Here is a 20566-nt window from a genome sequence, read left to right as displayed (position 1 = left end):
GGTGGACCCGGCATGGGCCAGCGCCCCGCGGGCTTCGGCCAGCGCCCGGGCGGTCCCGGCGGAGGAGCCGGTCGTCCCGGTGGAGCCGGTCGCCCCGCAGGCGGCGGCTTCCAGCGTCCCGGCGGCGGCGCCCCCGGTGCCGGTGGCGGCTTCGCCCCGCGTCCCGGTGGCGGCGGCGGTCGTGGCCGCGGACCCGGCGGCGGCACCGCCGGTGCGTTCGGTCGCGGTGGCGGCAAGAGCAAGGCCCGCAAGTCCAAGCGCACGAAGCGTCAGGAGTTCGAGCTCAGGGAGGCTCCGTCGCTCGGCGGCGTCAGCGTCCCCCGCGGCGACGGCAAGACGGTCATCCGTCTGCGCCGCGGCGCGTCGATCTCGGACTTCGCCGACAAGATCGAGGCCATGACCGGCGTGCCGGTGCCCCCCGGCAACCTGGTCACCGTCCTCTTCGCCCTCGGCGAGATGGCGACGGCGACCGAGTCGCTCGACGAGGCCACCTTCGAGGTGCTCGGCGGGGAGCTCGGCTTCAAGATCCAGGTCGTCTCGCCCGAGGACGAGGACAAGGAGCTCCTCGAGGGCTTCGGTCTCGACCTCGAGCAGGAGCTCGACGACGAGACGGACGAGGACCTCGAGATCCGTCCCCCCGTCGTCACCGTCATGGGTCACGTCGACCACGGAAAGACGCGCCTGCTCGACGCGATCCGCAACGCCAACGTCGTCGCCGGCGAGGCGGGCGGCATCACGCAGCACATCGGTGCGTACCAGGTCGTCGCGGAGCACGAGGGCATCGAGCGCCCGATCACCTTCATCGACACCCCGGGTCACGAGGCGTTCACCGCCATGCGAGCCCGCGGTGCACAGGTCACGGACATCGCGATCCTCGTGGTCGCGGCGGACGACGGCATCATGCCGCAGACCATCGAGGCGCTGAACCACGCCCAGGCGGCCAACGTGCCGATCGTGGTCGCGGTCAACAAGGTGGACAAGCCCGACGCCAACCCGGCCAAGGTGCGCCAGCAGCTCACCGAGTTCGGACTGGTCGCGGAGGAGTACGGCGGAGACGTCATGTTCGTCGACGTGTCGGCCCGCGCCGGCACCGGCATCCAGGACCTCCTGGACGCCGTGCTGCTCACCGCGGACGCCGGTCTCGACCTGCGCGCCAACCCCAACAAGGAGGCACGCGGCGTCGCGATCGAGGCGAAGCTCGACAAGGGACGCGGCGCGGTCGCGACCGTGCTCATCCAGTCGGGAACGCTGCGCGTCGGAGACGCGATCGTCGCCGGAACGGCCTACGGCCGCGTCCGTGCGATGGCGGACGAGAACGGCAACGCCGTCCTCGAGGCCGTGCCGTCGCGTCCGGTCCAGGTGCAGGGACTCTCGTCCGTGCCCCGGGCAGGCGACACCTTCCTCGTCACCGAGGAGGACCGCACCGCGCGTCAGATCGCCGAGAAGCGCGAAGCCGCTCAGCGCAACGCCCTGCTGGCCAAGGCCCGCAAGCGCATCTCGCTCGAGGACTTCACCCGTGCTCTCGAAGAGGGCAAGGTCGAGTCGCTCAACCTCATCATCAAGGGCGACGTGTCCGGTGCCGTCGAGGCGCTGGAGGAGTCGCTCGTCAAGATCGAGGTCGACGACTCGGTGCAGCTGCGCATCATCCACCGCGGTGTCGGCGCGATCACGGAGTCGGACGTCAACCTCGCGACGATCGACAACGCGATCATCGTGGGCTTCAACGTCCGCCCCGACCCCAAGGCCCGCGAGCGCGCTGCTCGAGAAGGAGTGGACATCCGCTTCTACTCGGTCATCTACAACGCGATCGAAGAGGTCGAGAACTCGCTCAAGGGCATGCTCAAGCCCGAGTTCGAAGAGGTCCAGTCGGGTGTCGCCGAGATCCGCGAGGTGTTCCGCTCCTCGAAGTTCGGCAACATCGCGGGTGTCATCGTCCGCTCCGGCACGATCACCCGCAACTCCAAGGCGCGCGTCATCCGCGACGGCGTCGTGGTGGGCGACAACCTCGCCATCGAGTCGCTGCGTCGCTTCAAGGACGACGTCACGGAGGTCCGTACGGACTTCGAGGCCGGTATCGGTCTCGGCAAGTACAACGACATCCAGATCGGCGACGAGATCGAGACGATCGAGATGAAGGAGAAGCCGCGAGGCTGATCCGACACGCAGAGGAGGCCCGGGGTTCGCCCCGGGCCTCCTCCGTCGTTGGAGGGGGTGCGGTCCCGGTCGGGCCACGGGCCGGTCGGGACGGCGGCATCCTCTTCGCGCGCCCTTCCCGCGCCCTGCGGGCGCCCGCCAGACCCGAGCCGGGCACGCGAAGAGGACGCCGCCGCCCCTCCACTCCGGTGGGTGACGCTCCGCTCCTCGTGAGTCGACGTGCACCTGCAGGATCCCCTCGGACCAGCAGCGCATCTCCTTCGAGCGGAGGAGCGGGCGGAACGCCTCGCGACGCCTCCTGGCTCGGGTCTGGCGGGCGCACCGCAGGTGCGCGGGAAGGAGGCGTCGCGAGGCGTTCCGTCTGCGACGTCCCTTGCCCAGCTGCCTGAACAGTGGACGTCAAGGCGGGAGGGCGTCTCGGGGCGCGGGAGAATAATCAGAGGACGGGCCCGACGGCCCGTCGAGAGAGAGGTGAGGACCAGCTATGGCAGATCCGGCACGGGCGAGGAAGCTCGCCGACAGGATCAAGGTGATCGTCGCCAAGCGGCTCGAGCGCGGCATCCGCGACCCGCGGCTCGGCTTCGTCACCATCACGGACGTCCAGGTGACGGGCGACCTCCAGCACGCGTCGGTGTTCTACACCGTCTACGGCACCGACGAGGAGCGCACCGACTCGGCTGCCGCTCTGAAGGCGGCGACCGGCATGCTGCGGACGGAGGTCGGCAAGAACATCACGTCGCGCCTGACCCCGTCGCTCGAGTTCATCCTCGACGCGGTCCCCGAGAACGCGAAGCACATCGAGGACCTGCTCGCCGCGGCGCGCAACCAGGACTCGCAGGTGCAGACGCTGGCGGCGGGCGCGAGCTACGCCGGCGACGAGGACCCCTACGTCAAGCCTCGCGAGGACGACGACGAGGACTGATCCACCGCACGGAAGACTGCGGAGCCCGTGGCGACATCGACCGATTCCAGGACGACGTCGACACGGGCTCCCGGCGTGAGCGGGGTCTGCACGTCGACCGTGATCTCGGGCTCGAGGAGCTGCACCGAGGAGCGCGTCCGGGCGGTCGAGACGACGATGCCGGAGAACACGGAGCCCTCGAGGCCGCGGAGGACGGCGGCCTCCACGACCGCGGTCGCCGCGCGGTTCGCGGCTCCCGAGCGGCGGTCGCCGGCGGCCATGAGCGCCGGGATCCCGGGGAGTGCCGCGCGGAGCCACTCCGGCGGCTCCTCTCCGCGACTGACCGCGAGGCAGACCGCCAGGCCGAACCGGTCGACGAGACGGCGCAGCGGCGCGGTGACGTGGGCGTACGGAGCGGCGAGAGCGGCCTGCTCCGGCTGCTCCGGTCGGCTGCCGTCGAACGCGGTGTAGCCGGCGCCGCGGAACAGCGATGCGGCGGCGTGCATGACGGCCAGCTGTGCGGGATCGCCCGTGTCGAGGCGGCGCAGATAGTCCCCGTACGGCTCGTCGACGGGCCACGGGACTCCGAGGAGCTCGGCGCGGGCGCGGAAGGCGGCGACCGTCTCGGCGTCCGCGGGCGGCATCGTGCGGAGGATCCCCACTCCGGCGTCGAGCATCATCGTCGCGGCCGCCATGCCCGTCAGGAGCGACACCTGGGCGTTCCAGTCCTCGGCCTCGAGGGGCGCGCGGCGCTCGACCCGGTAGCGGCCGTCGTCGGCGACGATCTCCTCCTCGGGCAGCGTCAGGCTCGCGCCGCCCCGCTCGGACTCGCGAGCGCGGCGCTCGCGGCCGAACCAGGGCAGCAGGGCGATCGAGGGGTGCAGTGCGCCCTTCTCGGCGTCGCGCTGCACTCCCGCGTAGTCCAGGCGCGCGACGCTGCGGACCAGGGCCCGCTCGACGCGGACGGAGCGCGGCTCGGCGTCGGGTCCGAGCTCGAGGGTCCAGACCAGGGCGCGGCGCCGCTGCTCCGGGAGCAGGGAGGCGGCTCCCTCCGACAGCACGGCGGGATGCAGGGGGATCCGGCCGTCGGGCAGGTAGTAGGTCTGGGTGCGGCGGCGCGTCTCGGCGTCGAGGGCGCCTCCGGGTCGGACCACCGCGGGGACGTCGGCGATCGCGTAGCGGAGGACGGCGCCGCCGGGGGACTCCTCGAGGTGGAGCGCCTGGTCGAGGTCGAGGGAGCCGGGCGGGTCGATCGTGACGAACGGGATCGCGGTGAGATCGATCCGGCCGTCGTCGTCGGCCGTGCGGTCGGCCGCCGCGGCCTCCGCGAGGACGTCCGCGGGGAAGTCCCCCGGCAGGTCGTTCTCGGCGCGGACGGCGGCCAGTGCGCGGTCGACGTCGGAGTCGGGGCGGAGGAGGCGGAGACGGCGGCGGGTCACGGCGCCACGCTACCCGTCTCCTCCGACGCCCGCCCTCGGCTCAGGCGTGCGGGAGGAGGTAGCCGTCCTCGGGAGTGCCCGTCGCCAGACCGTCGGCCAGGAGTCCGGCGAGAGCCCGGTCGAGCTGCTCGGCGTCCGGCCACAACGAGCGCACCTCGGCCTCGGTGACGGGACCGTGCGACGCCCTGAGCTCCGCGAGCACCAGGCCCCGGACCTGCCGATCCGACCCTTCGAATCTCTTCTGGCGCGCCTTCACGGGCCCGTCGTAGGCCGGGTACCCCTCCGCCCGCCAGCGGCAGGAGTCGCGGATCGGGCAGACCTCGCAGCGCGGGGAGCGCGCGGTGCACACGATCGCGCCCAGCTCCATCATCCCGGCGTTGAAGACGGCTGACTCGGCGACGTCGTCGGGCAGCAGCGCCTCCATCGCCTCGAGATCCGGCTTCGTGCGCGGCGGGCCGGGCTCGCCGACTCCGGCGACGGCCCGGGCGATCACCCGCCTCACGTTCGTGTCCACGACGGGATGGCGGCGGCCGTAGGCGAAGACGGCGACCGCGCGCGCGGTGTAGTCGCCGACCCCGGGGAGGGCGAGGAGTGCGTCGACGTCCTCGGGCACGACGTTGCCGTGCTCGTCGGCGATCGCGACCGCGCACGCGTGCAGTCGGAGGGCGCGGCGCGGGTAGCCGAGCGACTGCCAGGCCCGGACGGCCTCGCCCGAGGGGACGGCCGCGAGGTCGGCGGGCGTCGGCCACCGGCGGAGCCACTCGTCCAGGCGGGGGATCACGCGGACGACCGGCGTCTGCTGGAGCATGAACTCGCTGACGAGGGTGCCCCAGGCGGGGAAGCCCTCCCGGCGCCACGGCAGGTCGCGGGCGTCGCTGCGGAACCACTCGACGATCGCGGGGGCGAATGCGGCGGGCATCCGTCCAGCGTAGGCGCTGCCGCGTATCGTGGACGGATGACGAAGTGGGCTCCGCAGAAGGTCGATGTGCTCGACGCGCTCGCGGCGGAGGTGCTGCACAACTACGCCAGGGGTCGTGTCGCCGTCGCGATCGACAGCGACGATCCCGTGCTCTCCGCCTCCTTCGCGGACGACCTCGCGGCGGCTCTCGCCCGGGCGGGCCACGGCGCGTTCGTCGCGCACCTGAGCGACTTCCAGCGGGCGCGGGCGGAGCGGCAGGACGCCGCCGTGCCGGAGGGGGAGCGCGCCTACCGCCTGCGCTACGACTACGAGCTCCTGCGGCGCGTGCTGCTCGACCCGTTCAAGCTCGGCGGGAGCACCGGCTTCGTGCTCGCCGCCTTCGACGCCGTGCGGGACGAGCCGAGGCAGCCGCGCTGGCGCACGGCCGGCCGCGACGCCGTGCTCCTCGTCGACGGCGAGTTCGCGCTGCGCCCGGAGCTGCGCGGAGCCTGGAGCCTCGGCATCCGGCTCGACACCCAGGAGCCGCCGGTGGATCTCGCCTACCGGGCGAGCACGGATCCGCGGCGGCTCGCGCCGGTGCTGATCGACATCCGCGATCCGGAGCATCCGCGCCGCGTCTTCGCCGACTCCTGCTGAGCGGCGCCGGACGTCAGACGGCCGACGCCCGCCGGGCCACGTCCTCGGGAGCGAGGAACGCGCCGGAGCGCTCGACCTCGTGCACGAGCTCGACGAGGAGCTGGTTGACCGGCGCCTCCCGGCCGAGCCGATGCGCGGTGCGCACGACGGCGCCGGCGAGGTGGTCGATCTCGCTGGGCACGCCGCGGCGGATGCTCTGGAGCGTGGATCCGGGGTTCGGCACCTCGCCCATGCCCTTCGCCATCCTCCGGGGGAGGAGCTCGACCACCGGGAGGGGAGCGGCCGCGAGAGCGCGCACCGCGGTGTCCGAGAGCCCCTGCAGGGTGCCGAAGCGGACCCCGGAGGCGAGTCCGGTGCGGGCCGCCTCCTTCATCGCCCGGGCCAGCAGTCGGCGCAGGCGAGGCTCGGCGATCGTCTCCTGCACCGAGAGCCCGGTGATCGCGGGCAGCGCGTTGACCTCGTTGATCAGGAGCTTCGTCCACTGCGCGCCGAGGAAGTCGTCGGTGACCGCGACGGGCACCGCCTCGCCGAGCACGGCGGCGGCGCGCCGCACCTCGTCGTCGGCCGGCCTGCCGGGGACTCCGAGGGTCGTCGTCGCGGGAGCCGTGACGGTGACGCGGCCCGGCTCGAGGTGGCTGGCGGCGAAGAGGGCGAGTGCGCCCACGAGGGAGGCGTCGCGCACCTGGCGGGCGGCGGCCTGCAGCCCGTCGAGGCCGTTCTGCACGACCACGATCAGCGCGCCGTCGACCGTGCGCCGGTTGGCGCGCAGCGCGTCCTCGGCGTCCTGGGCCTTCGTGCAGAGGAAGGCGACGTCCGGGACGAGGTCGAGGGTCTCGCCCGTCCTGACCCAGGCGGTGTGCTCGCCCCACGCCCCGTCGAGGCGGATGCCGGAGCGCCGGATCGCGGTGAGGTGCGCTCCGCGAGCGGTCGCCTCGACGTCGTGCCCGGCCCGGTCGAGGAGGGCGGCGATCGTTCCGCCGACGGCGCCCGTCCCGAGTACTGCGATCCTCATCCGACCAGCCTAGGACGGCACGGTCGCCGCCCGCCCCGCGGCTCGCTCCCGACCGGCGCGTGTATCCTCGCACCCGTGTTCGCGACCCCCACTCCTCCGGTGACGGCCCCGAACGGGATCCTCCTGCTGGACAAGCCCGGAGGCATCACCAGCCACGACCTCGTCTCCCGGACCCGTCGCCGCGCCGGCACGCGCAAGGTGGGCCACGCCGGCACGCTCGACCCGATGGCGACCGGTCTGATGATCCTGGGCCTGGGTCCGTCGACGCGCCTGCTCACGTACCTCGTCGGCCTCGACAAGGAGTACGAGGCGACGATCCGCCTCGGCGCCTCCACCACGACGGACGACCGCGAGGGCGACGTGCTCGAGAGCGCGCCGCCGGCGGCGGTCGCCGCACTCGGCGACGACGCGATCGACGCCGGGATCGCGGGGCTCACGGGCGCGATCGAGCAGGTCCCGAGCTCGGTCAGCGCGATCAAGATCGACGGGCGCCGCGCCTACGCCCGCGCCCGCGACGGCGAGGAGGTCGTGATCCCCGCGCGTCCCGTCACGGTCAGCGCCTTCGACGTCCTCGCCCGCCGCGAGGTCGACGGCTTCCTCGACCTCGACGTCCGGGTCACCTGCTCGTCCGGCACCTACATCCGCGCCCTCGCTCGCGACCTCGGCGCCGCTCTCGGAGTCGGGGGGCACCTGACGGCGCTGCGCCGCACGGCCGTCGGCCCGTTCGCGGTCGCCGCGGCCGGCGAGATCGACGAGCTGGACGTCCCGTCGGCGCTGCTCACGCCGACCTCCGTGGCGGCCGAGCTCTTCCCGCTGCTGCGGCTGGACGCCCAGTCCTCCGCGGACCTGGCGAACGGCAAGCGGATCGCGGTCCCGGAGGAGCTGCGCGACTCCAAGGGCCTGCTCGCCGCCGTCGCCCCGGGGGAGAGGCTCATCGGGCTGGCCGAGCGCCGCGGCGCGGTGCTCAAGAGCGTCGTCAACTTCCCGACGGAGGACGTCAGGGCGGTCGCGCCGTGATCGAGTGGTTCACGATCGTGCAGGTGGCGGTCGCCGTCGCGGCGGGACTGCTCTGCCTGGTCCTCGGGCTCCTGAACCGGCGTCCGTCGGACGTGTCGGTCGGCGCGACCGCGATCGTGGAGCTGCTGCTGATCGTGCAGCTGGCCGTCGCGATCGTCTCGCCGCTGATCGGCAACAACCCGTCCGGCAGCCTGCCGGAGTACTACATCTACCTGATCTCGGCGCTCCTGCTGCCGCTCGCGGCCGGCTTCTGGGCCCTGATCGAACGCACCCGGTGGAGCACGGTGATCCTCGGAGTCGCCTGCCTCTCGATCGCGGTCATGGTGTACCGCATGCACCAGATCTGGTTCGTCCAGGTCGCGTGAGCCGTCCGGGCCGGCGCCCGGCTCCGAGCGCCTAGCATTGACTCTGCGATGTCCACACACTCCAGCGAGGCCGAGGATCGGGGCGCCTCCACCCCGAACCGGCCGTCCCGTCCCGTCCGCTCCACCCGCTCGAGGGGGGTCGGCAGCCTGCTCGTCACGGTCTACGGGATCCTCGCCCTGGCCGCGACCGGCCGCTCGGTCTTCCAGATCATCGACCGCTTCGACGAGGCCCCGCTCGCGTTCTCGCTCTCGGCCCTCTCGGCCGTCGTCTACATCGTCGCGACCGTGGCGCTCGTCGCGCGCGGGGCGTTCTGGCAGCGGGTGGCGTGGGTCACCATCACCTTCGAGCTCGTCGGCGTCCTCGTCGTCGGAGGGATCAGCGTCCTCGCACCCGAGCTGCTCGGCCTGACGAGCGTCGACCCCTTCGGCCGCCAGTCGACCGTCTGGTCGGCCTTCGGCGCGGGCTACCTGCTCATCCCGCTCGTCCTCCCGGTCCTGGGTCTCTGGTGGCTGCGCGTGCAGGGCCGCAGGAGCGCGCTCTGATGCGCGTCGAGACGCGAGCGCAGGACCTCGCCGGGATCGGCCCCTCCGCGGTGACCATCGGCAAGTTCGACGGTGTCCACTCCGGGCACCGCGCCGTGATCGGCACGCTGCACGAGCGGGCGCGCGAGCGCGGACTCGCCGCCGTCGTCGTGACCTTCGATCGCAACCCGCTGAGCGTGATCGCCCCCGAGAAGTGCCCGCCCGCGCTCGTCGGCAACGAGCAGAAGCTGGAGCTGCTCGCCGGCACGGGCGTGGACGCGACGCTGCTGCTCACCTTCGACGAGGAGTTCCGCTCGCTCTCGCCCGAGGAGTTCGTGCAGCAGATCCTGGTGGACGCGCTCGAGGCGCGCGTCGTGCTCGTCGGCTCCGACTTCCGGTTCGGAGCCCGGGGTGCCGGCGGCATCGACCTGCTCCGGGCGCTCGGCGCCGAGCACGGCTTCGAGGTCGAGCTCATCGACGACGTGCGGCCCGAGCACGGCCGCCGCGTCTCCTCCACCTGGATCCGCGACCTGCTCGCCGAGGGCGACGTGGAGCACGCCACCCGCCTGCTCGGTCACGAGCCGGTCGTCCGCGGTGTCGTCGTGCACGGGGCCAAGCGCGGGCGGGAGCTGGGCTTCCCGACGGCGAACCTGTCGCCGCAGTCGCAGGGCCTGATCCCCGCCGACGGCGTCTACGCGGGGCGCCTGAGCGTCGAGGGGCGCACCTACCCCGCTGCGATCTCCGTGGGGAGCAACCCCACCTTCATCGGGGTGCCGCCCAAGCAGGTCGAGGCGTTCGTGCTCGATCAGACGCTCGACCTCTACGACCGGATCGTCGACGTCGCCTTCGTCTCGCGGATCCGCGGCATGGTCGCCTACGAGGGCGTCGAGCCGCTCATCCGGCAGATGAACGACGACGTGAGCCGCGTCCGCACGGTCCTCGGCGAGTCCTAGCAGCGCAGGACCGCCCGCACCAGCGGGGGAGGCGCCCAGGGCATCGGCGTACGGTGGCCGACATGAGCGAATCCTCCTCCGATCCGTCGCGCCCGCTGGCGCTCGTCACCGGTGCGACCGGCTACATCGGCGGCCGGCTCACCCCGCGCCTGCTGGAAGCGGGCTTCCGCGTGCGGGTCCTCGTCCGGGACCCGCGCAAGCTCGCCGAGGTGCCGTGGTCCGAGCAGGTCGAGGTCGCCCAGGGCGATCTGGGCGATGCGGAGTCGCTGACCGCCGCGTTCGAGGGCGTCTCGGTCCTCTACTACCTCGTCCACTCGATGGGCTCGGGAGCCGACCACGCCAAGTTCGAGGAGATCGAGAGCAGGGCGGCGACGAACGTCGCCGAGGCCGCTCTCGCCGCCGGCGTCGACCGCATCGTCTACCTCGGCGGTCTGCACCCCGAGGGCCAGGAGCTGTCGAAGCACCTGCGCTCGCGGGCCGAGGTCGGCCGGATCCTGATGGAGTCGGGCGTGCCGACCATCGCGCTCCAGGCCGGGGTGATCATCGGCTCCGGCTCGACGTCCTTCGAGATGGTGCGCCATCTGACGGACATCCTCCCCTACATGCCCGCCCCGCAGTGGGTGCGCAACTTCATCCAGCCGATCGCCGTGCGCGACGTGCTGCACTACCTCATCGGCTCGGCCTCGCTCGAGGACCGGACGCTGAACCGCACGTTCGACATCGGCGGGCCGGACGTGCTCCGCTACGGGCAGATGATGAACGGCTACGCGGTCGAGGCCGGGCTGCCGCAGCGGCCGATCGCCTCCCTCCCCGTCTTCACCCCGTGGCTCGCGTCGCAGTGGGTCAACCTCGTGACGCCGATCCCGCGCTCGCTCGCGGTGCCGATCATCGCCTCCCTCCAGTACGACTGCATCGTGCGGGAGCAGGACATCCGCTCGCTCATCCCCGATCCCGAGGGCGGGCTCACGCCCTACCGGCGCTCGGTCCGGCTGGCGCTGGGCAAGATGCAGGCCGGCGAGATCGAGACGAGCTGGCAGAACGCCGAGGTCTCCGGCGCACCGAGCGATCCGCTGCCGAGCGATCCCGAGTGGGCCGGCCACACGGTCTACGTCGACCGCAAGGAGCGCCGCACCGACGCCGACCCGGCGAAGCTCTGGCGCGTCATCGAGGGCATCGGCGGCACCAACGGCTGGTACTCCTTCCCGCTCGCCTGGGCGATCCGCGGGTGGATGGACAAGCTCGTCGGGGGAGTGGGCCTGCAGCGCGGGCGCCGCGACTCCGAGCGCCTGCACGCGGGCGACGCGCTCGACTTCTGGCGCGTCGAAGCGATCGAGCGGCCCACGCTGCTCCGCCTCCGCGCCGAGATGAAGGTGCCGGGAGGAGCGTGGCTCGAGATGCGCGCGGAGCCCGCGGAGGGCGGCGGATCGCTCTACACGCAGCGGGCCGTCTTCTTCCCGCAGGGCCTCGCGGGACGCCTCTACTGGTTCGCCGTCCTGCCGTTCCACGGCATCGTCTTCAACGGCATGGCGAACCGGATCACCGCCACAGCGCTCGATCTGCCGGACTCCGGTGACGAGCGGTCCCCTGGCGGGCGCGGGGCGCAGCGGTGACAATGGAGACTCCGGAGAGCAGCGACACCGCCTCCGGACCGAACGAGAGGAGCACGATGAGCGAGCCGTCGGACACGGACGCGGGGCGCGATCTCCAGCTGGGGAAGGTCCTCTTCGTCGGGGACAGCATCATCCAGGCCGGCGCCTGGGACGGGTGGCTCACCGCGTCGACGGTCGTCGACGAGGGCCACGGAGGGGCGACCACCGCGGACATCGTGGCGCGTCTGCCCGAACTGGTCGAGCAGGCCCCCGACACGGTGGTGCTGCTCATCGGCACCAACGATCTCGCCTGGCACCGCACCACCGAGCACATCGTCCGGAACATCGAGACGATCGTCGCCACTCTGCGCCGGGACCTCCCGGACGTGCGGCTCCTGGTCAACTCGGTCCTGCCGCGCGGGCACGAGTTCGCGCCGCAGATCCGGGACGTGAACCGCCACCTCTGGCAGTTCGCCCCCACGGCGCACGCCGCCTACCTCGACCTCTGGCCGGTCTTCGCCACGGAGGACGGGGCGATGGACGACCGGTACAGCCCGGACCGCCTGCACCTGAACGAGGACGGCTACGCCGCCTGGCGCGGGGCGCTCGGGCCGGCGCTCGACGCGCTGCTGAGGATGCCGCCGCGCACCCGCCCGATCACGCTGCCGTTCGACGAGTTCGCGCGGCCCAAGACGGCGTAGCACGGATCCTCGCGCGGCTGCCGGCCGATCGAGGGCGCGTCCACGCGATCGCGGCGTCCACTCCCGTTCCGCATCCTCTCCCGGGTGCGGAACGGGAGGAAGCGGCTAGCCGAGCGCCCGGGTGAACTCCGCGAGCGCCTCGTCCGAGAAGAGCACGAAGCGCACCTCGTCGATCGGATCGTCGTCGTCGGTCGTCGCCGCCCGGACGGACTCGACGGCGACCCTCGCGGCGTCGTCCATCGGCCAGCCGTAGACGCCGGCCGAGATCGCCGGGAACGCGACGGTGCGAGCGCCGAGGCCGCGAGCCGCTCCGATCGACTCGGCGTACGCGGAGGCGAGCACGGCGGTGCGGTCTTCGCTCCGCGAGTGGACGGGGCCGACGGTGTGCACCACCCAGCGCGCGGGCAGGCGCCCGGCGGTCGTGGCGACCGCGGACCCGGCCGGCAGGCCGTCGCGGAGCGTGCTCGCGCGCAGACGGCGGCACTCCTCGAGGATCTCCGGCCCGCCCGCGCGGTGGATCGCGCCGTCCACCCCTCCTCCGCCCAGGAGGGAGGAGTTCGCGGCGTTGACGATCACGTCGACGTTCTCGCGGGTGATGTCGCCGCGGAGGGCGACGAGTCGGGTCATGAGCGGTTGTTGGAGAGCTCGAAGATCTTCACGAGCTCGGCGATCGCCGCCTCGCGCGCGTCGCCGCCCTCGTCGAACATCGTCGTCACGTGCGTGCGCAGGTGGTTCTCGACGATCAGCTTGTTGAGCGAGCCCAGCGACTTCTGGATCGCGAGGGACTGCGTGACGATGTCGACGCAGTAGTCCTCGTTCTCGATCATCTTCGCGAGGCCGCGCATCTGGCCTTCGAGGATGCGCGCGCGGTGGAGGGACCGTTTCTTCAGATCGTCGATCACCCGGCCAGCCTACGCCGAGGACCCCATACCGGGCGGGGGTACGGGCCCCGAGTGCCCCGTACGATCGAGGAGTGAACGCAGCTCCCTCGTCCCGCGGCCCGGCCGGCCGCTATCCGTCCCGCGGCACCGCGAGGATGGCGCTGGCCCCGGGAGTGCTCGCCGCGATCGTGCTGCTCGCCGGGCTCGCCCTCGTCGGCGGCGACGCCTACGACTTCGTGCGGTACCCGGTCGCGATCCTCGCGGCCGTGATCGGCTGGTTCGCGATCCAGGCGCGCTCCTTCCTCTGGCTCGTCGGGCTCGTGCCGATCCTGGTGCTGTGGAACCCGGTCCTGCCCTTCGCGTTCCCCGACCAGGTCTGGGCCTCCCTCCACCTCGCCGCGGTGGGCGTCGTGGTCGCCGCCGGCCTGATCATCAAGGTGCCCGTCGCGGAGTAGGCGCGGCGCCTGCTCGGGGTAGGATGGGGGCGCACCCGCGCGCCGGGGATGCTGCGACCGGGTCTCAGATCCGTTGCTCGGAGCTCCCGACGGCCATCGGATGCACTGACGCCGTCCGCCTCCTCGGAGGCCGGGTGGCCAGCGCAAGACACTTTCAGTGCAATGCCGACGGTAGAAGCCCGGGAACCCCTCCTGCGCCCCCGTCGAACGTCGAGGAGGAGCATGGCTCGCAGCGGCCAGCGTCAGTCCGGTGGTCAGACGCGTCGTACGAACGCGGCCGGGAGCAGGCCGCGGTCGCGGCCCCGCGGAGGCGACAACGCCGGGATCATCCCGATCCTCGCGCGACGTGTCCGCGAGGTGGAGGCGAAGGCGCAGACCGGCAAGGTCGGCCCGACCAACCGCACGAAGTTCCTCGTCATCGCCCTGCTCATGCGGGAGGAGCGCAAGCGCGTCAAGGTCGACACCGAGCTGAGCGACTCCCAGCGCGCCGAGGAGATGAAGCGCCTGGACGGCATCGCGACCATCCTCGCGAAGACCGCCGCCCGCGACACCAGCCTCATCAGCCTCCTCGAGTCCGAGGCCGGCTACACCCCCGCCGCGCAGAAGCTCCGCCGCGACTGGCTGCTCGAGGCCGGTGCCGAGCTGAGCCCCGACGAGCTGCTGATCGTGACCGAGCCGGAGCCCCGGCCGGAGGCGCCGGTCAACCAGGTCGTCCCGCCGTCGGTGCGGGCGCGCCAGCTGGCCAACCCGTTCCTGCCGCCGGACTTCTCCCTCGCCGCCGCCCCGGCTCCCACCCGTCGTCGCCTCGACGACTGGGAGCTGCTCGGTCCGCTCTTCAAGGCCTTCGAGTACGGAGCGGGCGGACGCGCCGCGAGCATGGAGCTGCCGGAGCCGCCCGCGATCGACCGGGTCTCTCCCCGGGGCCGCGAGCTCATGGCCCACCAGGCGCGCTTCATCGAGAGTGCGCGCGAGGGCCACCGCAGCTTCCTGCTCGCCGACGAGCCGGGTCTGGGCAAGACCGCGCAGAGCCTGCTCGCCGCCTCGGTCACCGGGTCCTACCCGCTGCTCGCCGTCGTGCCCAACGTCGTCAAGATGAACTGGGCCCGCGAGGTCGAGCACTGGACCCCGCACCGCCGCGCCACCGTCATCCACGGCGACGGCACGACCCTCGACGCGTTCGCCGACGTCGTCATCGTCAACTACGACATCCTCGACCGCCACCTGGGCTGGCTCGGCAGCCTCGGCTTCCGCGGCATGGTCGTCGACGAGGCGCACTTCATCAAGAACCTGCGCTCGCAGCGGTCGCAGAGCGTCCTCGCCCTGGCGTCGAAGATCCGCGAGACCACCCCCGGGCACGACCCGCTGATGATCGCCCTCACGGGGACACCGCTCATCAACGACGTCGACGACTTCCGCGCGATCTGGCGCTTCCTCGGCTGGATCGACGAGACCAAGCCCGGGCCCGACCTGATGCGCAGCCTCGAGGAGACCGGTCTGACCCCGGCCGACACCGGCTTCTATCCCGAGGCGCGCGAGGCGGTCATCGACCTCGGCATCGTCCGGCGGAAGAAGATCGACGTCGCCGCCGATCTGCCCTCGAAGCGGATCGTGGACCTGCCCGTCGAACTCGACGACGACCTCGGCCGCTCCATCCAGAAGGCCGAGCGCGAGCTCGGCGCCCGGATGCTGCAGCGCTACAAGGCCGTCACCGCCTCGATCACGCACGAGCTCGACTCGGACGAGAGCGAGCGGTTCATCCGCATCGTCGCGCAGAGCGAGCTCGAGGAGTCGAAGTCGGCGAAGACCGGCGAGAACGTCTTCACCATGGTGCGCCGCATCGGCCAGGCCAAGGCCGCGCTGGCCGCGGATTACGCCTCGCAGCTGGCGCGCTCGGTCGGCAAGGTCGTGTTCTTCGCCAAGCACGTCGACGTGATGGACCAGGCCGAGGAGACCTTCGAGAAGCGCGAGCTCGCCTCCGTCTCGATCCGCGGCGACCAGACGGCGACGTTCCGGCAGTCGCAGATCGACGCCTTCAACACCGACCCCGACGTCTCGGTCGCGGTCTGCTCGCTGACGGCGGCGGGAGTCGGCGTCAACCTGCAAGCCTCCTCGAACGTGGTCCTCGCGGAGCTCTCGTGGACCTCGGCCGAGCAGACGCAGGCGATCGACCGCGTGCACCGCATCGGTCAGGAGGAGCCGGTCACGGCCTGGCGCATCATCGCGGCGCACACCATCGACGCGAAGATCGCCGAGCTGATCGACGCCAAGGCGGGCCTCGCCGCCCGCGCGCTCGACGGCGCGGACGCCGAGACCGCCTCGGCCGACACGGTTCAGCTGGACGCGCTCATGCACGTCCTCCGCGAGGCGATCGGCTGAGCGGAGCCGCGAAGAAGTCGCGCTCGAAGCGGCTGGAGCGCAGGAACGCGTCGCGCATGGCGGCGCGCTCCGTCGCTCCGGCCCGGGCGGACGCGGCCTCGGTGACGGCGATCGCGCGCGCGGTCGCGGCGGCGAACCCGGGGTCGGCGTAGGTCGAGAGCCAGTCCTCGTAGGGGTGCCCCGGCCGGTTCGCCGCTGCGAGCCGCTCCCCGATGTCGGCGTAGAGCTGGAAGCAGGGCAGCAGTGCCGCGACGAGCTCGCCGTAGCCGCCCCTCGCTCCGACGGCCGCCAGGTGATCGACGTAGCCCCGGGTCGTCTCGGACGGCTCGTCCCACCGGCTGCCGAGCCGGTCGCGGTGCAGCTGCGCCTCCGTCGCGATCGCCTGGGCGGAGCTCTCGGCCCAGAAGACCTGCTCCTCGGCGGTCGGCGCCCGCTGGGCGGCCACGGCGAGCACGCGGGCGTACTCGGAAAGGTAGAGCGCGTCCTGCGCGAGGTACCACTCGAAGTCGTCGCGCTCGAGGGTGCCGTCGCCGAGGGCGGTGACGAAGGGCAGGGCGTCGATCTCGCGGCGCAGCGGCTCCGTCTCGCTCCACACCGCCTCGCAGAAGGCGGGCGTGCGGAGCCGGTGGAAGTGGTCGATCGGCCCGTTGCCCGATCCGACCTCGAGGGCGTCGGCGCCGCGGAGTGCACCGGTGAGCCACTCCTTCGCCTCCGCGAGGGCAGACGCCAGGTCGTCGACGCCGGCCGGGCGGCCGACGAGCAGCACGGCCATCGCGGAGGAGAGCGAGCAGCCGGTGCCGTGCGTGTGGGACGTCGCCACCCGCTCGCCGGGGATCTCGCGGACCTCGCCCGCGGGCGTGACCACCGCATCCGGAGTCGACGGGCCGTCGAGGTGCCCGCCCTTGACCAGCACGGCGGTGCCGAGCGTCCGGGCGACGTCCGCGCCCTGCCGGAGTGCCTCGGCCCAGTCCCGGGCCTCCTCGGTGCCGCCCAGCACGGCGAGCTCCGGGAGGTTGGGGGTGACGAGGTGCGCCCGACGGACGAGCTCGCGGACGCTCTCCTCGGCCTCGGGATCGAGGAGACGGTGTCCACTCGTGGCGATCATGACCGGATCGACGACCACGAGCGGCGGACGGACGGCGTCGAGCCAGTCCGCGATGCCCGTGCCGATCGCAGCGGTCGCGATCATGCCGATCTTCACCGCGTCGATCGCGACGTCGTCGCTCACCGCGTCGAGCTGCTCGCGGAGGAAGGCGACCGGCGGCAGGTGCACCGAGCGGACCCCGTGCGTGTTCTGCGCGACGAGCGCCGTGATCACGGCCATGCCGTAGCCGCCGAGCGCGCCGATCGACTTGAGGTCGGCCTGGATGCCCGCGCCGCCGGTCGGGTCGGTGCCGGCGATGCTGAGCACGCGCGGGATGCGCGCGGTCACCGGTCCCACTCCGCTCGGAGGGCCGCGGCGACGGCCGAGGGGTCGTCCGCCGTGCAGATCGCCGAGACGACCGCCAGTCCGGCGGCGCCGGCGGAGCGCAGCGCCGCCGCGTCGTCGATGCCCACGCCGCCGATGGCGACGCAGGGGAGCGCCGTCGCGGCCGCGAGATCCGCGAACCCCTCGATCCCGAGCGGTGCCGGGTGGTCGGGCTTCGTCGCAGTGGGTCGGATCACCCCGACACCCAGGTAGTCGACGGTGCCCGCGGGCAGGGCGTGCACGAGGTCGAGGTGCGCGGGCGTGTTCGCCGTCAGGCCGACGACGGCGTCGGGTCCGAGCAGCGCCCGTGCGGCCGCGACCGGCAGATCGGACTGCCCGACGTGGACGCCGTGGACCCGGGCTCCGGCCAGGCGGGCGGCGAGTGCGACATCGACGCGATCGTCGACCAGGAGCGTCGTGCGCTCGTCGAGCACGGCGGCGACGGCCAGGACGAGGGCGAGCAGCTCGGCGGCCGAGGCCTCGTGATCGCGGATCTGGACGGTGCGGACACCGCCCCGGACCGCGGAGGACACGACGGCGGGCACCCCGCGCGCTCCGCACTGCCGCGTATCGGTCACGAGGTAGACGGAGAGATCCGGGCCGCTCACGCGATCCTCGCCTCCTGCGCCACGGCGGACGCGTCGAGGGAGGCGACCTCGTCGAGGAGGGTCACGGCGAAGGACCCGGGTCCGGCCGCGGTGCGCGCCGCCCGCTCGGCGGCGAGTCCCCAGACGACCGAGCCCGCTACGGCGGCGCGGAGTGCGGCTCCGGGGGCGGGATCGGCGGCGCCGAGGAAGGCGGCCATCACGGCGCCCAGGGCGCAGCCCCCGCCCGTGACGCGGGTCAGCAGCGGGTGCCCGCCGGTGACCCGGACGACCGCGACTCCGTCGGTGACGACGTCGACGGGGCCGGAGACGGCGACGGCGGCCCCCGTGCGCAGGGCGAGCGCCGTCGCGGCGTCGAGCGCGTCCTCGGCCCCGTCGACGGCGTCGACACCCCGACCGCCGGCACCGAGACCGGCGAGAGCGAGGATCTCGGAGGCGTTGCCGCGGATGATCGACGGCCCCTGTTCGAGGATCTCGGCGGCGAAGGCGGTGCGGACCGGCAGCGGCCCGACGGCGACCGGATCGAGCACCCAGCGCGGTCCGGCCGCGATCGCCTCCCGCGCCCCGGCGCGCTGCTCGGCCCCGGGCGTCCCGAGATTCACGAGCGTCGCCGACGCGAGGCGGGCGAAGACGCCGGCCTCGCCCGGAAGATCGGCCATGGCGGGGCTCGCTCCCAGGGCGAGGAGGCTGTTGGCCGTGAAGCCGGTGACCACCGCGTTGGTGATGCACTGGACCAGCGGCGCCGTGCGCCGCAGCCCGTCGAGGTCGCGGCCGACGGCGGCGCCGTCGATGTCGTGGAGGGTCGGGTGGGCAGGCGTGCGAATGCTCATTCGCGACATCCCTTCGCTAGTACGAACTAGATCAGGTTCAACGGGTCTTCTCTCAGCCCTCGGCGGGCACCCCGTGTCACTGCGCACGACCCTAGCGCCTGGCGACCACGAGCAGGCCATGCGCGACGGCGATCCCGTGCCGACCAGGCGCTAGCGGCGGGTCGGAGCGCTCCGGGAGGCGAGCAGCACGGGAGGAGCGAGCGGGACGAGCTCGATCTCCCGCGCGCCGCAGGGGCAGAGCAGGTAGCCGAGGATCCCCTCGCTGGTGGGGTGGCGGGAGAGTCGGGTCCAGCGGTGCTCGTGCATGCTCCGATGCTCACGTAACGGATCGGAGGCGTTCAACCGTTACAGTCGGCGGATGACCTTCGACCACCGGCACCAGGTGGGTCCGCGACTCGCGGCCTCGCTGGTGAACGCCGCGCCGGGCGACGCGATCGAGCCGCTGCTGCGGGCGCAGGGCGTCCGCGAACCCGGCCTCGCTCCGTCCGACACGCAGGCGCTGCGGCACTGGGCGGTGCGGGTGCGTCGCGTCTTCGCAGCGAAGCCGGTGCAGGCCCGCTGCGACGAGGTGAACGCCCTGCTCGCGGAGGTCGCCGGATCGCTGTCCGTCGCCACCCACGACGGCATGCCGCCGCACCTGCACCTCGTGCCGGACGGCAGCGACGTCGTCACCCGGGTGCGCTCGGTGACCGCGGGCGGTCTCGCCTTCTTCGTGTCAGCGGCCGCGGGGCTGCGGATGGGCGTCTGCGCCCGGGGAGGCTGCGACCGGGTGTTCGTCGACGAGTCCCGCGCCGGCCGGCAGCGCTACTGCTCCGCACGCTGCGGCAACACCGACGCGGTGGCGCGGCACCGGTCCTCGCGGCCGTAGTGCTCGGCGGCCGTGCTCGGCCGTGTGCTCGGCCGCGACGGTGCCGCGGGGAGCGGCGCTCAGTCGGTGCGCAGCGTGCTGTCGCCGCGCCTGCCCACCTCGACCCGCAGACCGATCGGCAGCCGCTCGCGCATCGCGTCGACGTGGCTGATGAGGCCGATCGTCCGGCCGCCGGAGCGGAGGGCGTCGAGGGTTCCCAGCGCGGTCTCGAGGGTCTCGGCGTCGAGGGAGCCGAACCCCTCGTCGATGAACATCGTCTCGAGGGTGATGCCGCCGGACTGCATCGTGACCACGTCGGCCAGTCCGAGGGCGAGGGCGAGGGAGGCGAGGAAGGTCTCGCCCCCCGAGAGCGAGGCGGGCTGGCGCCGGACACCGGTGAAGGCGTCGAGCACCTCGATGCCGAGTCCGGAGGACGCGTTGCGGTAGGCGAGGGAGTCGTCGTGGAGCAGCGAGTACCGGCCGCTCGTCATCGCGCCCAGGCGCAGGTTCGCGGCGCCGACGATCTCCTCGAGGCGCCCCGCGAGCGCGAACGCCTCGAGATCCATGCGGCGCGTGTTCTGCCCGCGTCCGTCGATCGTCTCGGCGAGCGCGCGCAGCTCCTCGTGCCGGCGCAGGCGCCCCTCGAGCGAGCGCAACCGCGTCTCGGCGAGAGCGGCGAGCTCGGTCAGCCGGGCCGCGCGGTGCTCGAGCACCGAGAGCCGCGAGCGGGCCTCGTCGCGACGGGCGGAGGCGAGTCGGGCCGCCTCCTCCGCGCCGGCGAGATCGACGGGAGCGGCGGGCAGCTCCTGCAGCTCGAGCTCGGCGAGGACGGCGTCGACGGCGCTCCGGCGGCGCTCGTGCGCGGCCACGAGGGCCTCGGCCCCGGCGCGCTCACC

At 73.1% G+C, this 20566-nt stretch carries 22 protein-coding genes and 1 riboswitch; of the genes, 12 read left to right on the top strand and 10 right to left on the bottom strand.

Features of this window, described 5'->3' with window-relative positions; all coding sequences use genetic code 11:
* Together infB and rbfA are read left to right on the top strand one after the other, a co-directional pair.
* A partial coding sequence (infB, locus tag NB037_RS13920; protein ID WP_251946662.1) for a translation initiation factor IF-2 occupies window positions 1-2154 on the top strand: 2154 nt, incomplete at its 5' end.
* Between the two features lie 484 nt (window positions 2155-2638).
* Window positions 2639-3076 (top strand): 30S ribosome-binding factor RbfA, encoded by a 438-nt coding sequence (rbfA, locus tag NB037_RS13915; protein WP_055794638.1) that lies wholly within the window; start codon window positions 2639-2641, stop codon window positions 3074-3076.
* Here the strand turns inward: rbfA and NB037_RS13910 are convergent.
* Window positions 3040-4494: an RNB domain-containing ribonuclease gene (locus NB037_RS13910; protein WP_251946661.1), complete on the bottom strand. Its 1455-nt coding sequence runs from the start codon at window positions 4492-4494 to the stop codon at window positions 3040-3042. The two genes, rbfA and NB037_RS13910, sit on opposite strands and share 37 nt — an antisense overlap.
* A 40-nt stretch (window positions 4495-4534) precedes the next feature.
* Window positions 4535-5413, bottom strand: a complete 879-nt coding sequence (locus NB037_RS13905; RefSeq protein WP_251946658.1) for an iron-sulfur binding domain-containing protein — start codon at window positions 5411-5413, stop codon at window positions 4535-4537.
* A 36-nt stretch (window positions 5414-5449) separates the two neighbouring features.
* Between NB037_RS13905 and NB037_RS13900 the strand changes: the two genes are divergently transcribed.
* Window positions 5450-6049, top strand: a complete 600-nt coding sequence (locus tag NB037_RS13900; protein ID WP_251946657.1) for a nucleoside/nucleotide kinase family protein — start codon at window positions 5450-5452, stop codon at window positions 6047-6049.
* A 13-nt stretch (window positions 6050-6062) separates the two neighbouring features.
* Here NB037_RS13900 and NB037_RS13895 read toward each other — a convergent pair whose 3' ends face one another.
* Window positions 6063-7061 (bottom strand): ketopantoate reductase family protein, encoded by a 999-nt coding sequence (locus tag NB037_RS13895; RefSeq protein WP_251946655.1) that lies wholly within the window; start codon window positions 7059-7061, stop codon window positions 6063-6065.
* Window positions 7062-7136: 75 nt separating this feature from the next.
* On the opposite strand from NB037_RS13895, the gene truB reads away from it, so the two are divergent.
* From truB to NB037_RS13865, 6 genes are all read left to right on the top strand, one after another.
* Window positions 7137-8078 carry a tRNA pseudouridine(55) synthase TruB gene (gene truB, locus NB037_RS13890; protein ID WP_251946654.1) on the top strand — a complete coding sequence of 314 codons (942 nt, stop codon included), beginning with the start codon at window positions 7137-7139 and terminating at the stop codon, window positions 8076-8078.
* On the top strand, window positions 8075-8443 hold the full coding sequence (locus tag NB037_RS13885) for a hypothetical protein (protein WP_251946653.1): 369 nt from the start codon (window positions 8075-8077) through the stop codon (window positions 8441-8443). Before truB ends, NB037_RS13885 begins: the two co-directional genes overlap by 4 nt.
* 48 nt (window positions 8444-8491) lie before the next feature.
* Window positions 8492-8986: a hypothetical protein gene (locus NB037_RS13880; RefSeq protein ID WP_251946652.1), complete on the top strand. Its 495-nt coding sequence runs from the start codon at window positions 8492-8494 to the stop codon at window positions 8984-8986.
* Window positions 8986-9918, top strand: a complete 933-nt coding sequence (locus NB037_RS13875; RefSeq protein ID WP_251946651.1) for a bifunctional riboflavin kinase/FAD synthetase — start codon at window positions 8986-8988, stop codon at window positions 9916-9918. The genes NB037_RS13880 and NB037_RS13875 overlap by 1 nt, the downstream gene beginning before the upstream one ends.
* Before the next feature lie 62 nt (window positions 9919-9980).
* Window positions 9981-11528 (top strand): SDR family oxidoreductase, encoded by a 1548-nt coding sequence (locus NB037_RS13870; protein WP_207402522.1) that lies wholly within the window; start codon window positions 9981-9983, stop codon window positions 11526-11528.
* A 56-nt stretch (window positions 11529-11584) separates the two neighbouring features.
* Window positions 11585-12208: a GDSL-type esterase/lipase family protein gene (locus NB037_RS13865; RefSeq protein WP_251946650.1), complete on the top strand. Its 624-nt coding sequence runs from the start codon at window positions 11585-11587 to the stop codon at window positions 12206-12208.
* A 105-nt stretch (window positions 12209-12313) separates the two neighbouring features.
* Here the strand turns inward: NB037_RS13865 and NB037_RS13860 are convergent, their stop codons facing one another.
* Together NB037_RS13860 and NB037_RS13855 are read right to left on the bottom strand one after the other, a co-directional pair.
* On the bottom strand, window positions 12314-12835 hold the full coding sequence (locus tag NB037_RS13860) for an O-acetyl-ADP-ribose deacetylase (protein ID WP_251946648.1): 522 nt from the start codon (window positions 12833-12835) through the stop codon (window positions 12314-12316).
* Window positions 12832-13110 carry a metal-sensitive transcriptional regulator gene (locus NB037_RS13855; protein WP_251946646.1) on the bottom strand — a complete coding sequence of 93 codons (279 nt, stop codon included), beginning with the start codon at window positions 13108-13110 and terminating at the stop codon, window positions 12832-12834. The genes NB037_RS13860 and NB037_RS13855 overlap by 4 nt, the downstream gene beginning before the upstream one ends.
* 71 nt (window positions 13111-13181) lie before the next feature.
* Here NB037_RS13855 and NB037_RS13850 point away from each other — a divergent pair, with 71 nt between their 5' ends.
* Both NB037_RS13850 and NB037_RS13845 read left to right on the top strand, forming a co-directional pair.
* Complete coding sequence (locus tag NB037_RS13850) at window positions 13182-13544, top strand: DUF6804 family protein (RefSeq protein ID WP_251946644.1); 363 nt, start codon at window positions 13182-13184, stop codon at window positions 13542-13544.
* A 222-nt stretch (window positions 13545-13766) separates the two neighbouring features.
* The gene (locus tag NB037_RS13845) at window positions 13767-15920 is read left to right on the top strand and encodes a DEAD/DEAH box helicase (RefSeq protein WP_251946642.1); all 2154 of its coding nucleotides are present in this window, start codon (window positions 13767-13769) and stop codon (window positions 15918-15920) included.
* Here NB037_RS13845 and thiD read toward each other — a convergent pair.
* The 4 genes from thiD to NB037_RS13825 form a co-directional block, all read right to left on the bottom strand.
* Window positions 15889-17352, bottom strand: coding sequence for a bifunctional hydroxymethylpyrimidine kinase/phosphomethylpyrimidine kinase (gene thiD / locus NB037_RS13840; protein ID WP_251946639.1), 1464 nt, complete (start codon window positions 17350-17352; stop codon window positions 15889-15891). The genes NB037_RS13845 and thiD overlap by 32 nt on opposite strands.
* Window positions 17349-17996, bottom strand: a complete 648-nt coding sequence (gene thiE, locus NB037_RS13835; RefSeq protein WP_251946637.1) for a thiamine phosphate synthase — start codon at window positions 17994-17996, stop codon at window positions 17349-17351. Before thiE ends, thiD begins: the two co-directional genes overlap by 4 nt.
* Window positions 17993-18823, bottom strand: a complete 831-nt coding sequence (gene thiM / locus NB037_RS13830) for a hydroxyethylthiazole kinase (RefSeq protein WP_251946635.1) — start codon at window positions 18821-18823, stop codon at window positions 17993-17995. The genes thiE and thiM overlap by 4 nt, the downstream gene beginning before the upstream one ends.
* A riboswitch (TPP riboswitch) is annotated at window positions 18815-18907 on the bottom strand. Its footprint overlaps the gene before it by 9 nt.
* Window positions 18908-18973: 66 nt before the next feature.
* The gene (locus NB037_RS13825; RefSeq protein WP_251946634.1) at window positions 18974-19129 is read right to left on the bottom strand and encodes a hypothetical protein; all 156 of its coding nucleotides are present in this window, start codon (window positions 19127-19129) and stop codon (window positions 18974-18976) included.
* A 52-nt stretch (window positions 19130-19181) separates the two neighbouring features.
* Between NB037_RS13825 and NB037_RS13820 the strand changes: the two genes are divergently transcribed.
* Complete coding sequence (locus NB037_RS13820; RefSeq protein ID WP_251946632.1) at window positions 19182-19691, top strand: CGNR zinc finger domain-containing protein; 510 nt, start codon at window positions 19182-19184, stop codon at window positions 19689-19691.
* Between the two features lie 59 nt (window positions 19692-19750).
* Here NB037_RS13820 and NB037_RS13815 read toward each other — a convergent pair.
* Window positions 19751-20566: SbcC/MukB-like Walker B domain-containing protein (locus tag NB037_RS13815; protein ID WP_279308919.1), on the bottom strand; the 816-nt coding region annotated here is incomplete at its 5' end.

It is taken from the genome of Rathayibacter rubneri, from assembly GCF_023743255.1.
GTDB classification, from domain to species: domain Bacteria; phylum Actinomycetota; class Actinomycetes; order Actinomycetales; family Microbacteriaceae; genus Rathayibacter; species Rathayibacter rubneri.
The sequence above is the reverse complement of the archived record's forward strand: the minus strand, read 5'-3'. Positions and strand labels throughout refer to the sequence as shown.